The sequence below is a fragment of the Streptomyces sp. NPDC002845 genome (assembly GCF_053591955.1).
Window position 1 is genome coordinate 113,952 of sequence record NZ_JBSFUU010000022.1, and the last position, 12,881, is coordinate 126,832.

The window sequence follows — 12,881 nt, forward strand, 5'->3', positions numbered from 1 at the left end:
ATGACGGGCCCAGCCGAACGAGAAGCCCTCTACGACGCCTTCGCCCATGTGGGCAAAGCCCTGTCGAACGGCAAGCGACTGGAGCTGCTGGAGCTTCTCGCCCAGGGCGAGCGCAGCGTGGAAGCCCTCGCCCACGCCGCGGACATTCGCCTCACCAGCGTCTCCGCCCACCTGCAGATCCTCAAACAGGCCGGTGTCGTCACCACCCGACGTGAGGGCGCGCGCATCCACTACGGACTCGCAGGCGATGACGTGGCCACCCTGTTCGAGCTGCTGCAGCAGGTGGCACGAGGGCACCTGGCCGAGACCGAGCAGGCCCGGGCCGCCTACATGGGGCCCACCGACACGGTCCCGCTCACCCGGCAGCAGTTGCTCGACCGGATGGACAGCACGAGTATCCGCGTGATCGATGTACGTCCCACGGAGGAGTACACCGCCGGCCACATCCCCGGAGCCCGGTCCCTGCCACTGGCCGAACTGGACGGGCGCCTGGAGGCGTTACCGAAAGACACGGATGTCGTCGCCTACGGCCGCAGCGCCAACTGCGTTCTGGCCCACGACGCCGTCCGCCTGCTCACCGCCCACGGCCGTCACGCGCTGAGGCTGACCGACGGCATCCTGGAATGGCGTGTCGCCCGGCTCCCGATCGAGACCGGGCCCGGCTGAGCATCCGGTCGGTCGATCCCGCGTACCGGTTCGTGGACACAGGCCAGGGCGGCCAGGGCCGGGTGCGGGAAGGCCGCGAGGCGAGATCGAGCGCGGCGGTGGCGGCGATGGCAGTGATCTGGAGGGCACGGCGGTCGAAGCGCCGTACGAGGGCGGGGGTGACGAGGGAACCGGCGACGCCGCCGACCGCGCCGACGGCGCGCATGATGCCGTAGCCGGTCTCCGATACGCCCATGGGGCCGCGGGCCAGCAGGACCAAGGTGGCTTCCCAGGCCATGGTGAAGAAGGTAAGGGCCGCGCCGGTCAGGACGACGGTGCGGATGAAGCGGGCCCGCCACAGCCAGCGCATGCCCGCCGCCGTGTCGGTGATCACCGTGCGCACGACCGGTCCGCGGGTCTCTGGCGGGCGGGTCGGCAGTGCGTGGCCAGCTCCAGCACCGCCACGCACTCCACATGATGCGTCATCAGGAACACGTGCACCGAGAGCCGAAGGTGCAACTGGTCGGCGGGCACGCGACTTGCTGCCTTTCGCTGCCGGAGCCAGTCGGCGAGCCGCTCGCTCTGCGTATCACCGTCCATCCCGTCGTTCCGGCTCATAGGGACTCCACCCCTTCAGATACGCCTTGAGCTCCTCTGGCGTCGGATCGCGCGGAGTCGGCATCCCCGGAGGCCGGTGCAAGGGGTCCATCGCTTGCGCGTATTCACGTGTCCACTTCAGCCAGCGTCCGGCCGATTCCAGCGCCGGCCCGTCCAGGGCGTCGCCCAGCTCGGCAAGACGACGTTCCAGAGCATCGCAGTACTCACCGAGCACAGCGGCCTCCCGCCAGCGACTGGCCTGCTCGCGCAGCACCTCGGCGAGCTGATCCTGCACAGCTCGTTCCTTCGCCTCCTCCATGGCCGCCCGCCAGCGAACCTCACGCTCCACCCTGGTCCGCTCCTCCCTTTCCCTGCCCTGAGCGTCCACCAGCACTCGCGCCTCGATCTCCCCCAGAATCACCCCCAGGGTGTCCTCGAGCACCCTGCTCTTCCGATCTCGCCAGCGGTCCGGCCGGCCGGACCGGCCGTGGTCGAGTTCGACGACGAGACGCGCGGAGCGCTCCGGACTTGTGGACTGCGGGAACTCCTGCCCAACGGTGACCGGGTATGCGAAGCCGTCGACGACCACGTCCACTCCGCCTTCGCGCCGCGAGTAGTACGATCGGCCTTCCTTCACCTCGTGCCCTCGCCGCACCGCCTCGGCAGCCAGGGCCTGCAGCAGCAGGAGTGCCCTACAGCGGAGCACAGGCGGAATCACCAGCCGGTCTTCATCGCCCCTGAGCGCAGCCACAGCCGGATGAGGCGAACTCAGTCGCCCGGGTACCGGGACCGTCGGCGCGTCTGCCTTCGGCCGCTGGCTCCGTGAGTTGGGGTGTGGGCCTTCGGCGAGGAACATCTCCAGCCCACGAGCGCCGAAGCGGGCCTTCTCGATGCGCTTGCCTTGCGGTTCCAGGCCGTGCCGCTTTCGCGTAATTGACGACCCGGCGCCATTCCGCGATTTCGTCGTCATCCGGTTCGGCAAGACGGACGCGCCCCTCGACGACCAGGCGCTCGACCAGCTCCTGCGCCTTCGCTCGTCGAGCGCGGGCGACGGGTCGCTCGCTGTAAGGCACCGAACTGCGCTTCCGGCCCGTGGCTTCGCGCCGCCTGCCGCTTTTCGCCGGCGCCGGAGGCCCGGCGGGCACCGCCTGAACGCCGCCCTCTGCGAACGCCGGGTCGTCGGGATGATGACCGTACCGAAGGTAGAACCGGCCGGCCCCGGTGACCTCCGTATGCACGTCACCGCCACCGCGGCTGACCGTCAGGAGTCCGCGGTCGCGCAGGGCATAGGCCGAGCGCCAGTCACCCGGCGCCCAGGCTCCTCACCGGCCGCGAGCCGCTCCAGAAGCGCGCGCTGCCGTTCGTTCAAGACGGACCACCGATGCACGAGCCCCAGCCCACACCGCGCCCCCTCACCCTGCATAGAGCCGAAAGAGTGGCTGTCGGCAGTGGGAGTCCCCCGGGGCTTTTCTGGGACTTCCGGCTGCATCAACGGGCACGAGCGTGAAACAGCCGAAAGGCCATCTGTGCAGGTCAACGCCCCGCAACCATCCAGCGCAGCAGGTCACGGGCCTCGATGGTCTCTTCCGGGACATCTGAGCAGCGTCGTCGAACGCATGCCGCCGCACCCCGGGCCGGGTGCGGCGGCACCCGAGTGGTCGGGCCACCGAGGCGCGGGAGGTCAATCTGTGGCCCCCATCACGTCCCGTGTGCCTGTCAGGGTTCCGATCGGGATCTGTCAGTCCGTCCTGCTGGACTGAGCACGGCCGTGCGGACCGGGTCCGCGCCGGCCGTCTCGCCCCCACAGGAAGGAACGGCCATGTTGGGCGCCGAACATCCCTGACAGAAGCCCCTGTGACGCAGCTCATGCGACAGGTGGTGTGCGGGGCACCTGCAAAGGTTTCACCCGAGTGCCGCCAAGAATGGCTCAACGCTCAATCATGTTTCCTCAACGCCCGTCCATGATTCAGCAAGGTGAACCGTTTGGGCGCGGGCACGGTCGTACGTTCCTCAGCGTGAACTCCGATGTAACTCCCCCCAGAGCGGTCGGCCATGAGCCGACCGCGTCCGTCGCCGCGCGACCCGTTGTGATGCCCCCCGCCCGGCGCTCGCTCCTGCGCGCCGCACTGACCGGGGCCACGGCCCTCGGCGCAGGCCTCGCCATCGGCGCCTCCCCCGCGTCCGCCGCGCCGGCCGTGGCCCCCACTCTCGCCGCCCGTCCGCGCCCCTCGACCCCCGCCGAGGCGCTGCGCGAACTGGCGGCGGGCAATCGCCGCTGGCGTACCTTCCGTGAGCGGCACCCGGACGAGACGCCCGCCGTCCGGCAGGCGCTGACGGCCGGTCAGGACCCCTTCGCCGTCGTGCTCGGCTGTATCGACTCGCGCGTGCCCCCGGAGCTGGTCTTCGACCAGGGCCTCGGTGATCTGTTCACCGTGCGGTCCGCCGGTGAGGTCCTGGACGAGGCCGTGCTCGGCAGCATCGCGTACGGGCCGCTCGAACTGGGCACGCCGCTGATCATGGTGCTCGGGCATCAGTCGTGCGGCGCCGTGACCGCCGCCGTCGAGGCGGACGAGTCCGGCGAGAAACTGCCCGCCCACATCCAGTACCTGGCCGACCAGATAGCCCCGGCCATCGATCACACCAAGGAGGGCGACGCGCGCATAGACGCGACGATCAACGCCAACGTACGGCTCATACGTTCCCGGCTCGCGGCGGAGCCCGACCTCGCCGCCAGGGTGGCCTCGGGTGACCTGGCCATCGTCGGCGCCCGTTACGAGCTGAACACCCAGAGGGTCCACCGGGTCTGCTGACGCTCGCGCGTACATACACACATACGGCCACGTACGGCCACATGCGGCAGGGGGCGCGCGGTTCATACAGCCGCGCGCCCCCTGCCGTACCGCTGCCTCAGCCCTCCAGCGTCACGTCCTGCTGCCCCGACGCGTGGAAGTGCGGGAGCGGCAGACCGCCGAAGCCGGGGCGCAGTTCCATGAGCGTGGCCTCGACCTGGGCCGGGCCCGGGGCGAAGGTGCCCGGCTCGCGCTTCTCCGAGTTGGTCCAGGCGTGTTCGGCGCCGTCGCAGACCGCACGGGTGCCGCCGATGCCCCGGCGGACACGGGGGTCGCCCTGGGAGACCGAGCTCGACACGAAGACGGGCCCGCTGTTGCTCAGACAGCGGTACGTGCCCGAGAGCGTGATGGTGCCGTCCTCCGCGAGGCGGGCGGTCGAGTCCACCGTGACCTGGTCGTACGGACCGGCCAGGGCGTCCGCGGACGGAACGGCGAGGAGGAGCAGAGCGGCACCGGCGGCGGTGCCGATGGCGGCCTTGCGCAGGGACGGCACGGGCATGGGAGTACCTCCTGAGGTGGGGGATTCCACAGGTACCGGGCAACCGCCTCCACGACAGTGACCATCACCCCTTCGGTGGCGAGTCCGGACCGCCACGCCCCGTCCGGGCAAGGCCGCCTCCCGGCCAGGGAAGGCCGCCGCCCGCCCAGGGCATGTCACCTCCCGTCGCGAAAGGGTCGCCATCCGCCCGAGGCAGCCACCGCCCGTCCAGCCATGCCACCCCCGCCACGAGGAAGTCGCGAACCACCCCGAGGAGGCCGCCGCCCGCCCAAGCACGTCGCCATCCGCCCCGAGGAAGTCACCCCCGCTCCGGAGAACTCGCCCCCCGTCTCGGAGAGGTCAGGGAGTTGTCTGCGTGTTGTCACGCTTCCCGGTCAAGGGTTCCGATGTGTTCGCGGTGGGCGCATGGTCGTATCAGCGAGGTCCTATCCAGAGGCGACAGCAGGGCCGCCCGGCCCTCACTCGGAGGTACGTCATGTGTCACTTCCAGTCCGCGTGTCCGTCCGCCGACAGCTCCGCCCCGCACATCGTCGCGGCCCACCCCGAGCAGGGCTGGAACCTGCTCTGCAACGGCGCGATCAGCTTCGACGACACGGGTGAGCTGCTGCCGGACGGCCGCGTGATCGCCCCGCATCGTGTGAGCTTCGACGAACTGGCCGTCGCGGCCTGAGCACCGAACTGAGCACCGAACTGAGCGTCAGGACGTCTCAGGGCAGTACGGCAAAGCCGTCGAGTTCGACCAAGGCCTCCTCGTCCCAGAGCCGGACGGCTCCGACGACGGCCATCGCCGGATAGTCGCGCCCCGCCAACTCCCGCCAGATACGGCCGAGTTCGCGGACGTGAGCGCGATAGTCGGCGACATCGGTGGCGTAGACGGTGACCCGCGCGAGGTCGGCCGGAGCGCCGCCCGCGGCCCGAAGTGCCGTCAGCAGATTGGTGAGAGCCCGCTCGAACTGCTCGGGCAGTGTGTCTCCTACGACCTTGCCGTCCGCGTCGAGCGCGGTCTGACCCGCGAGGAAGACGACCCGGGCCCCGGTGGCGACGACGGCGTGGGAGAAGCCGGCCGGTGGCGACAGCCCGGCCGGATTGACGCGCTCCACGCTCATCGGACCTCCCTCGCCGCGAACGACTCCGCATACGACTCGGCATACGACTGCGCGTACGGCTCCGCCCGCGACTCCTTGTACAACTCCTTCGCGATCACCGCCCGTTGGACCTCACTCGCCCCCTCGTAGATACGCGGCGCCCGCACCTCCCGGTAGAGGTGTTCGAGGAGATGACCGCGGCGCAGGGCGCGGGCCCCGTGGAGCTGGACGGCCGCGTCGACGACGTACTGGGCCGTCTCGGTGGCCAACAGCTTGGCCATCGCGGCCCGTTGGGGCACGTCGGGGGCGCTGGAGTCGTACGCCGTCGCCGCCGCGTAGACCATCAGACGCGCCGCCTCCGTCCGTACGGCCATCTCGGCGACCTGGTGGGCGACCGTCTGAAGGTCCCTCAGCCTGCCCCCGAACGCCTCCCGCCCCGCCGTGTGTGCGAGCGTCGCGTCGAGCGCGGCCTGTGCCATGCCGACCGCGAAGGCGCCCACGCTCGGCCGGAACAGGTTGAGGGTGCCCATGGCGACCCGGAACCCGCGGTCGGGCTCCCCGAGCACATCGTCCGCCGTCACCGGTACGGCGTCGAAGTCGAGTGTGCCGATGGGGTGCGGCGAGAGCATGTCGAGCGGGGTTCCGGTGAGGCCGGGCCGGTCGGCCGGGACGAGGAAGGCGGTCACGCCACGGGCGCCCGCGCCGGGGGTGGTGCGCGCGAACACGGTGGAGAAGTCGGCCTCGGGGGCGTTGGAGATCCAGCACTTCTGACCGGTGAGCCGCCAACTCCCCGCACCGTCCGGCTCCGCCCGCAGCGAGAGGGCCGCCGCGTCCGAGCCCGCCCCCGGCTCGCTCAGCGCGAAGGCGGCCACCGCGCTGCCGTCGCTCACCCCCGGGAGCCAGCGGGCGCGCTGGGCCTCGGTGCCGTACGCGTGGACGGGGTGTGCGCCCAGGCCTTGCAGGGCCAGGGCCGTCTCGGCCTCCGTACAGGCGTACGCCAGCGACTCCCGCATCAGGCACAGGTCGAGCGCGCCCGAGGTGAACAGGCGGGACAGCAGGCCGAGTCGGCCGAGTTCGGCGACCAGGGGGCGGTTGACGTGGCCGGGGTCGCCCTTCTCGGCGAGGGGGCGCAGGCGTTCGGCGGCCAGCGTGCGCAGTTCGGCACACCGGGCGCGCTGTGCCGGGTCGAGTGCGAATGCGGTCACCGTCGGCCCCTCTCCCCCGCCTGCCATCGGGCTGCCTTCCGAGGCTATCGCGGAATGTTGACTGTCGTCACCAACACGTTACGCTCCGGATTGCGAGCCCACCACGACAAGGGGGCGAATCGCCATGGACCCCAGGCACTCCGCAGGGCCGACGACCTCGGCCCACCTGGACACCTTCGCCCGTGACCATCTGCCGCCGCCCGACCAGTGGCCGGATCTCACCTTCGACCTGCCCGAGCTGCGCTACCCGGACCGCCTCAACGCGGCCGCCGAACTGCTCGCGGGCGGCGCCCCCGGGCGCCCGGTCTTCCGCACGCCCGCCACCAACACCCTGGCCGAGAACACCTGGACGTACGGCCGGCTCCGCACCCGCGTCGACCGCATCGCGCACCTCCTCACCGGCGAACTCGGCGTCGTCCCCGGCAACCGCGTCCTGCTGCGCGGCCCCACCACCCCCTGGCTGGCGGCCTGCTGGCTGGCCGTGCTCAAGGCGGGCGCGGTCGCCGTGACCGTGCTCGCGCAGCAACGGCCGTACGAACTGGCGACGATGTGCGAGATCGCCCGGGTGAGCCATGCCCTGTGCGACGCACGGTCCCTCGACGACCTGGCGAAGGCCGAGATCCCGGGCCTCAGGATCACGACGTACGGCGGGGACGCGCCCGACGACCTGCTCCATCTGCCCGCACCGGACGGGCCGTACCCGGCCGCCGACACTGCGGCCGACGACGTGGCGCTGATCGCGTTCACGTCCGGGACGACCGGTCGCCCGAAAGGGTGTATGCACGTCCACCGCGATGTGCTGGCGATCGCGGACACCTTCTCGAAGCATGTCCTGCGGCCGCGTGCCGACGACGTCTTCGCGGGCAGTCCCCCGCTCGGCTTCACCTTCGGACTCGGCGGGCTCGTCGTCTTCCCGATGCGGGCCGGCGCCTGTGCCCTGCTGCTCGAACAGGCGAGCCCCAAGCAGCTGTTGCCCGCCATCGCCGAGCACGGGGTGTCCGTGCTGTTCACCGCGCCGACGGCGTACCGGGCGATGCTGGGCGATCCGGATGGGCACGACATTTCATCCCTTCGGCGCTGTGTCTCCGCGGGCGAGAACCTGCCGACGGCCACCTGGCAGGCCTGGTACGAGCGCACCGGGCTGCGGATCATCAACGGCATCGGCGCGACCGAACTGCTGCACATCTTCATCTCGGCCGCCGACGACCGGATCCGTCCGGGGACGACGGGGGTTCCCGTACCGGGGTGGCACGCGCGCGTGCAGGACGAGAACGGTGGCCCCGTGCCCGACGGCGAGCCGGGGCTGCTCGCGGTGCGCGGGCCGGTGGGGTGCCGCTATCTGGCCGATCCACGGCAGCGGGAGTACGTGCGCGACGGCTGGAACGTCACCGGGGACACATATGTGCGGGAATCCGATGGTTACTTCCGCTATGTGGCACGCGCGGACGACATGATCATCTCGGCCGGGTACAACATCGCGGGCCCGGAGATCGAGGACGCCCTGCTGCGGCACCCGGACGTGATGGAGGCGGCGGTCGTGGGGCGGCCGGACGAGGCGCGGGGGCAGGCCGTCGTCGCGTACGCGGTCGTCAGGGCGGGCGCGCCGCGGGACGCGGAGGCGTTGCGCGCGTTCCTCAAGTCCGAGCTGGCGCCGTACAAATGCCCGCGGGAGATCGTCTTCCTGGACGCGCTGCCGCGCACGGCGACCGGCAAGCTCCAGCGGTTCCGCCTGCGTAACGGTGGTGACCAGCAGTGATGGTGACCAGAAGTGATGCCGACGATCTAAAATGATCAACGTGTCCGAACAGCACGCACCACGTTCGCTCATCGTCACCTTCTACGGCGCCTACGGCCGCTTCGCGCGCGGCCCGGTGCCCGTGGCCGAGCTGATCCGTCTCCTCGCCGCGGTCGGCGTCGACGCGCCCTCCGTACGGTCGTCGGTGTCACGGCTGAAGCGGCGCGGACTGCTCGTGCCGGCCCGTACGGCGGCGGGGGCGGCCGGGTACGCGCTGTCGCCCGAGGCGCGGCAACTGCTGGAGGACGGCGACCGGCGCGTGTACGCGAGTGCGCCCCCGGAGGACGACAGCTGGGTACTGGCCGTGTTCTCCGTGCCGGAGTCGGAGCGGCAGAAGCGGCACGTGCTGCGCTCCCGGCTGGCCGGGCTCGGCTTCGGCACCGCGGCCCCCGGCGTGTGGATCGCCCCGGCGCGGCTGTACGAGGAGACCCGGCACAGCCTTCAGCGGCTGCGGCTCGACCCGTACGTGGACCTGTTCCGCGGCGAGCATCTGGGCTTCGCGGCCACCGCCGAGGCGGTGTCGCGGTGGTGGGACCTGGCGGCGATCGTCAAGCAGCACGAGGCGTTCCTCGACCGCCACGCGCGCGTGCTGCGCGACTGGGAGCGGCGCGAGGACACCCCGCCCGAGGAGGCGTACCACGACTATCTGCTCACCCTCGACTCCTGGCGCCACCTCCCGTACGCCGATCCCGGACTGCCCGCAACACTACTTCCGGCCAACTGGCCGGGCATGCGGTCGGCGGCCGTCTTCCGGGCACTGCACGAGCGGCTGCGAAACGCGGGGGCACGCTTCGCCGGAGTGGATCACACACCCTGAGTGAGCTTGAAACGTGCACCAGATAACGATTTGATGCACGTAGCGAACCCTCAGACCGCTTGTTCAATCTTCCTAGATTCCTTACTTAGCATCGTGTCGCATGAGTCTGTTGCGCAATCTGAACCGGGCACTCACCGCCACCACCGGGCTCCAGGTACGTAAGGCCCCAACGGCCTCACCTGCGAAGCCGAAGTCCGCGGCGCCCAAACCCGCAAAGAAGGCGCCCACACCCGCGAAGAAGCGGCCCACACCGGTGTACCGATCACCCGCCCCGGAGGATCTCGCAACGGACCGGTTGCTGCGGCAGCCGGTCTTCATCATGTCGTCGGTACGCTCGGGCTCCACCCTGCTGCGGATGCTGCTGGGCGCCCACCCGCGACTGCACGCCCCGCACGAACTGCACATACGGCGCCTGGAAGTCACCTACGGCACCAACCTGTCGCGGAAGGCCATGAACGCCCTCGGCCTGGAGCGCGGCGACCTGGAGCATCTCCTGTGGGACCGGGTCATTCACCGCGAACTGGTCAAATCAGGCAAGGACTTCATCGTCGAGAAGACGCCGAGCAACGCCTTCTCCTACCAGCGCATCCGGGACTGCTGGCCCGACGCGCGCTTCGTCTTCCTGCTGCGCCACCCCGCGTCCATCGCCCGGTCCTGGTACGAGGGCGAGCCCGAAAAGCGCACGTACGACGAGGCCGTGGCCGACGCACTGCGCTATATGAAGGCCGTCGAGAAGGCCCGCCAGAACAGCACCGGCGGGCACACCGTGCGCTACGAGGACATCACCGCCGACCCCGAGAAGGAGATGCGGCGGCTGTGCGACTTCCTCGGCCTCGACTTCGAGCCGTCCATGCTCGACTACGGCAGGAAGGACGAGAACCAGGTGGTCAAGGGCCTCGGCGACTGGCGCGACAAGATCAAGACCGGCAGCGTGCAGTCCGGACGGGAACTGCCCTCCAAGGACGAGATCCCGGAGATCCTGCTGCCCATCTGCCAGGCATGGGGATACATTTCGTGAAGCCCGAGGCCGACATACCCGCGACGACGGCCACGGCTCCGCAGCCGCACGCCGAGATGGACGAGGTCTGGCCGCGTGACGGCCGTATCCGGTTCGTAGGCCGCATCCACGGGCATCGCGGACACCACGGGCATTCCGACGAGGGTGACTGGGAGCTGCTGCTGGTGCGCCGCGCACACGCCGAGCAGCATCTGCGCTATCCCGTCACCCTCCAGGGTGACCGCTTCGAGGCCGAGCTGCCCATCGCCGACCTCGCCGCCGCCGACCACGCGGCCGTCGAGGAGTGGGACATCCACCTCACCGACGGCGAGACCGAGCTGCGGGCCGGACGGCACCTCGACGACATCCGCGACAAGAAGAAGATCTTCGTGTTCCCGAAACAGCGCACCGGGAACCTCAGTGTGCGCCCCTACTACACCATCAAGGACAACCTGTCCCTCAAGTGCCGCACGGAAGGCGCCGTATGACGAACCGTCAGCAGCTCCCCAGGATCCGCTATCTGCTGCTCCACGCGTACGGCCTCGGCGGCACCATCCGTACGGTGATGAACCAGGCCAACTCCCTCGTGGCGGCGGGCTGGGACGTCGAGATCGTCAGTGCACTGCGCCGCCGCGACACCGTGCAGTTCCCGCTCGACGAGCGCGTGAAGATCTCCACGGTCGCCGATCTGCGCCAGGCCAAGCGGTCCTCGGGCTTTCTCGCCCGCCTGCTCAACCGCAAGCGCGACCGCCTGCTGAAGGAGCCCGCCCGGCACATCCCGTCGGGCGAGTTCGGCTACCGGTACTTCAACCGGTACGTCGAGGACGAGCTGATCGCGTATCTGCGGACGCTGACCGACGGCATCCTCGTCACCACGCGGCCCGCGCTGAACTTCCTGGCCGCCGAGAACGCCACGAACGGTGTGATCCGGGTCGCCCAGGAGCACATGAACCACGGCACGCACCGGCCCGACGTGCAGCAGCGCATCCAGGAGACCTACCCGGTCTTCGACACCGTCGCCGTGCTCACCGAGCGGGACCGCGCGGAGTACGCGCAGCTCCTGCCGGGCACCCCGGTGGTACGCATCCCGAACGCCGTCCACTCGTTGGACCAGGTGCCCGCCGACCCCCGGTCGAGGATCGCGCTGGCGGCGGGCCGGCTGTTCCCGCAGAAGGGTTTCGACATGCTGATCCCGGCCTGGGCGAAGCTCGTCGAGACGTATCCGGACTGGCAGCTGCGGATCTACGGCAGTGGCGAGAAAAAGGGCCAGCTGCGTTCGCTCATCGAGCGGCATCACCTCTACAATCACGTCTTCCTGATGGGCCACACCGACCACTTGGACGACGAGCTTGCCAAGGCCTCCTTCTACGTGCTGAGTTCACGCTTCGAGGGACTGCCGATGGTGATGATCGAGGCAATGAGCCACGCACTGCCCGTGGTCAGCTTCGACTGTCCCACCGGCCCCGCGGACGTGCTGACGCACGGAGTCGACGGTCTGCTGGTTCCGCCCGGGGACCCGGACGCCCTCGCCGACGCGATGGCCAAGGTCATGGGCGACGAGAAACTGCGTGCGGACATGGGTGTGGCGGCGGTGCTCACGGCCGCCTCGTACGGCCCGGACGCGGTCCACCCGCGCTGGGAAGCACTCTTCACCGACCTCCACGAACAACGGCCCACGGGTGCCGCGAAAGGAACTCACGCATGACCACGACGTCCAGGGCTCAGGGAGCCACGATCTGGCTCACCGGGCTGCCGAGCGCGGGCAAAACCACGATCGCCCGCATCCTCGCCGGCCGGCTGCGGTCCGAGGGACACCGTGTGGAGGTCCTCGACGGCGACGAGATCCGTCGCTTCCTCTCCGCCGGTCTCGGTTTCTCCCGCGAGGACCGCAACACCAATGTGCAGCGCATCGGCCTGGTCGCCGAGGTGCTCGCCCGCAACGGCGTCCTCACCGTCGTCCCCGTCATCGCGCCGTACTCCGACAGCCGCGAGGCCGTCCGCAAGCGGCACGACGCCAGCGGCACCCCGTACGTCGAGGTGCATGTCGCCACGCCGGTCGAGGTGTGCAGCGAGCGGGACGTGAAGGGCCTGTACGCCCGCCAGGCCGCGGGCCAACTGAAGGGGCTGACCGGGATCGACGACCCGTACGAGCCGCCGGCCGACCCGGCGCTGGTGCTGAAGACCGAGGGGCAGACGCCTGAGCAGTCGGCGGACGCCGTGCACGCGGTACTGGTGACGAAGGGGTTGGCGTGACAACGACATCCGTGGCAACCGAGAACGTGTTCGAGCTCTCGCATCTGGACGCTCTGGAGTCCGAGGCGGTGCACATCTTCCGTGAGGTGGCGGGCGAGTTCGAGCGGCCGGTGATTCTCTTCTCCGGCGGCAAGGACTC

The 12,881-nt window shown here is 70.2% G+C and carries 14 protein-coding genes and 1 pseudogene; 10 read left to right on the top strand and 5 right to left on the bottom strand.

All coding sequences use genetic code 11. The features are described 5' to 3' along the window. Complete coding sequence (locus ACWD3C_RS18280; RefSeq protein WP_451145032.1) at positions 1 to 666, top strand: ArsR/SmtB family transcription factor; 666 nt, start codon at positions 1 to 3, stop codon at positions 664 to 666. Here ACWD3C_RS18280 and ACWD3C_RS18285 read toward each other — a convergent pair. Continuing rightward, positions 575 to 1,048, bottom strand: a complete 474-nt coding sequence (locus tag ACWD3C_RS18285) for an MFS transporter (RefSeq protein ID WP_451145034.1) — start codon at positions 1,046 to 1,048, stop codon at positions 575 to 577. The two genes, ACWD3C_RS18280 and ACWD3C_RS18285, sit on opposite strands and share 92 nt — an antisense overlap. A 186-nt stretch (positions 1,049 to 1,234) precedes the next feature. Then, positions 1,235 to 2,224: a hypothetical protein gene (locus tag ACWD3C_RS18290; RefSeq protein ID WP_451145036.1), complete on the bottom strand. Its 990-nt coding sequence runs from the start codon at positions 2,222 to 2,224 to the stop codon at positions 1,235 to 1,237. Positions 2,225 to 3,257: 1,033 nt separating this feature from the next. Here ACWD3C_RS18290 and ACWD3C_RS18295 point away from each other — a divergent pair. Next, positions 3,258 to 4,052 (top strand): carbonic anhydrase, encoded by a 795-nt coding sequence (locus ACWD3C_RS18295; RefSeq protein ID WP_451145038.1) that lies wholly within the window; start codon positions 3,258 to 3,260, stop codon positions 4,050 to 4,052. A 97-nt stretch (positions 4,053 to 4,149) separates the two neighbouring features. Here the strand turns inward: ACWD3C_RS18295 and ACWD3C_RS18300 are convergent, their stop codons facing one another. Further along, entirely contained in the window at positions 4,150 to 4,590 is a 441-nt protein-coding gene (locus tag ACWD3C_RS18300) for a DUF6299 family protein (RefSeq protein ID WP_451145040.1), read from the bottom strand. A gap of 475 nt (positions 4,591 to 5,065) precedes the next feature. On the opposite strand from ACWD3C_RS18300, the gene ACWD3C_RS18305 reads away from it, so the two are divergent. Beyond that, positions 5,066 to 5,260, top strand: coding sequence for a DUF5999 family protein (locus ACWD3C_RS18305; RefSeq protein ID WP_451145042.1), 195 nt, complete (start codon positions 5,066 to 5,068; stop codon positions 5,258 to 5,260). 37 nt (positions 5,261 to 5,297) lie between these two features. Here the strand turns inward: ACWD3C_RS18305 and ACWD3C_RS18310 are convergent, their stop codons facing one another. Together ACWD3C_RS18310 and ACWD3C_RS18315 are read right to left on the bottom strand one after the other, a co-directional pair. Then, complete coding sequence (locus ACWD3C_RS18310; RefSeq protein WP_451145044.1) at positions 5,298 to 5,696, bottom strand: RidA family protein; 399 nt, start codon at positions 5,694 to 5,696, stop codon at positions 5,298 to 5,300. Further along, positions 5,693 to 6,880 carry an acyl-CoA dehydrogenase family protein gene (locus ACWD3C_RS18315; RefSeq protein ID WP_451145046.1) on the bottom strand — a complete coding sequence of 396 codons (1,188 nt, stop codon included), beginning with the start codon at positions 6,878 to 6,880 and terminating at the stop codon, positions 5,693 to 5,695. The genes ACWD3C_RS18310 and ACWD3C_RS18315 overlap by 4 nt, the downstream gene beginning before the upstream one ends. A gap of 124 nt (positions 6,881 to 7,004) precedes the next feature. On the opposite strand from ACWD3C_RS18315, the gene ACWD3C_RS18320 reads away from it, so the two are divergent. The 7 genes and pseudogenes from ACWD3C_RS18320 to ACWD3C_RS18350 all read left to right on the top strand — a co-directional run. After that, complete coding sequence (locus ACWD3C_RS18320; protein WP_451145048.1) at positions 7,005 to 8,636, top strand: AMP-binding protein; 1,632 nt, start codon at positions 7,005 to 7,007, stop codon at positions 8,634 to 8,636. A 31-nt stretch (positions 8,637 to 8,667) separates the two neighbouring features. After that, a complete protein-coding gene (locus ACWD3C_RS18325) occupies positions 8,668 to 9,492 on the top strand; it encodes a PaaX family transcriptional regulator (RefSeq protein WP_451145050.1) in 825 nt (274 codons plus the stop codon). A 100-nt stretch (positions 9,493 to 9,592) separates the two neighbouring features. Then, complete coding sequence (locus ACWD3C_RS18330) at positions 9,593 to 10,510, top strand: sulfotransferase family protein (RefSeq protein WP_451145052.1); 918 nt, start codon at positions 9,593 to 9,595, stop codon at positions 10,508 to 10,510. Further along, entirely contained in the window at positions 10,507 to 10,977 is a 471-nt protein-coding gene (locus tag ACWD3C_RS18335) for a hypothetical protein (protein WP_451145054.1), read from the top strand. Before ACWD3C_RS18330 ends, ACWD3C_RS18335 begins: the two co-directional genes overlap by 4 nt. Beyond that, complete coding sequence (locus tag ACWD3C_RS18340) at positions 10,974 to 12,194, top strand: glycosyltransferase family 4 protein (protein ID WP_451145056.1); 1,221 nt, start codon at positions 10,974 to 10,976, stop codon at positions 12,192 to 12,194. The genes ACWD3C_RS18335 and ACWD3C_RS18340 overlap by 4 nt, the downstream gene beginning before the upstream one ends. Further along, on the top strand, positions 12,191 to 12,742 hold the full coding sequence (gene cysC / locus ACWD3C_RS18345; protein ID WP_451145058.1) for an adenylyl-sulfate kinase: 552 nt from the start codon (positions 12,191 to 12,193) through the stop codon (positions 12,740 to 12,742). The genes ACWD3C_RS18340 and cysC overlap by 4 nt, the downstream gene beginning before the upstream one ends. Beyond that, positions 12,739 to 12,881, top strand: a pseudogene (locus tag ACWD3C_RS18350) (sulfate adenylyltransferase subunit CysD); the annotation flags it as partial. The gene cysC and the pseudogene ACWD3C_RS18350, both read left to right, overlap by 4 nt.

Bases quoted from the DNA above. Each gene is read 5' to 3' on its own strand.
- ACWD3C_RS18280 (WP_451145032.1), top strand. From the start codon at position 1: ATGACGGGCCCAGCCGAACGAGAAGCCCTCTACGACGCCTTCGCCCAT.
- ACWD3C_RS18300 (WP_451145040.1), bottom strand. From the start codon at position 4,590: ATGCCCGTGCCGTCCCTGCGCAAGGCCGCCATCGGCACCGCCGCCGGT.
- ACWD3C_RS18305 (WP_451145042.1), top strand. From the start codon at position 5,066: ATGTGTCACTTCCAGTCCGCGTGTCCGTCCGCCGACAGCTCCGCCCCG.
- ACWD3C_RS18310 (WP_451145044.1), bottom strand. From the start codon at position 5,696: ATGAGCGTGGAGCGCGTCAATCCGGCCGGGCTGTCGCCACCGGCCGGC.
- ACWD3C_RS18320 (WP_451145048.1), top strand. From the start codon at position 7,005: ATGGACCCCAGGCACTCCGCAGGGCCGACGACCTCGGCCCACCTGGAC.
- ACWD3C_RS18325 (WP_451145050.1), top strand. From the start codon at position 8,668: ATGATCAACGTGTCCGAACAGCACGCACCACGTTCGCTCATCGTCACC.
- ACWD3C_RS18330 (WP_451145052.1), top strand. From the start codon at position 9,593: ATGAGTCTGTTGCGCAATCTGAACCGGGCACTCACCGCCACCACCGGG.
- ACWD3C_RS18340 (WP_451145056.1), top strand. From the start codon at position 10,974: ATGACGAACCGTCAGCAGCTCCCCAGGATCCGCTATCTGCTGCTCCAC.
- cysC (WP_451145058.1), top strand. From the start codon at position 12,191: ATGACCACGACGTCCAGGGCTCAGGGAGCCACGATCTGGCTCACCGGG.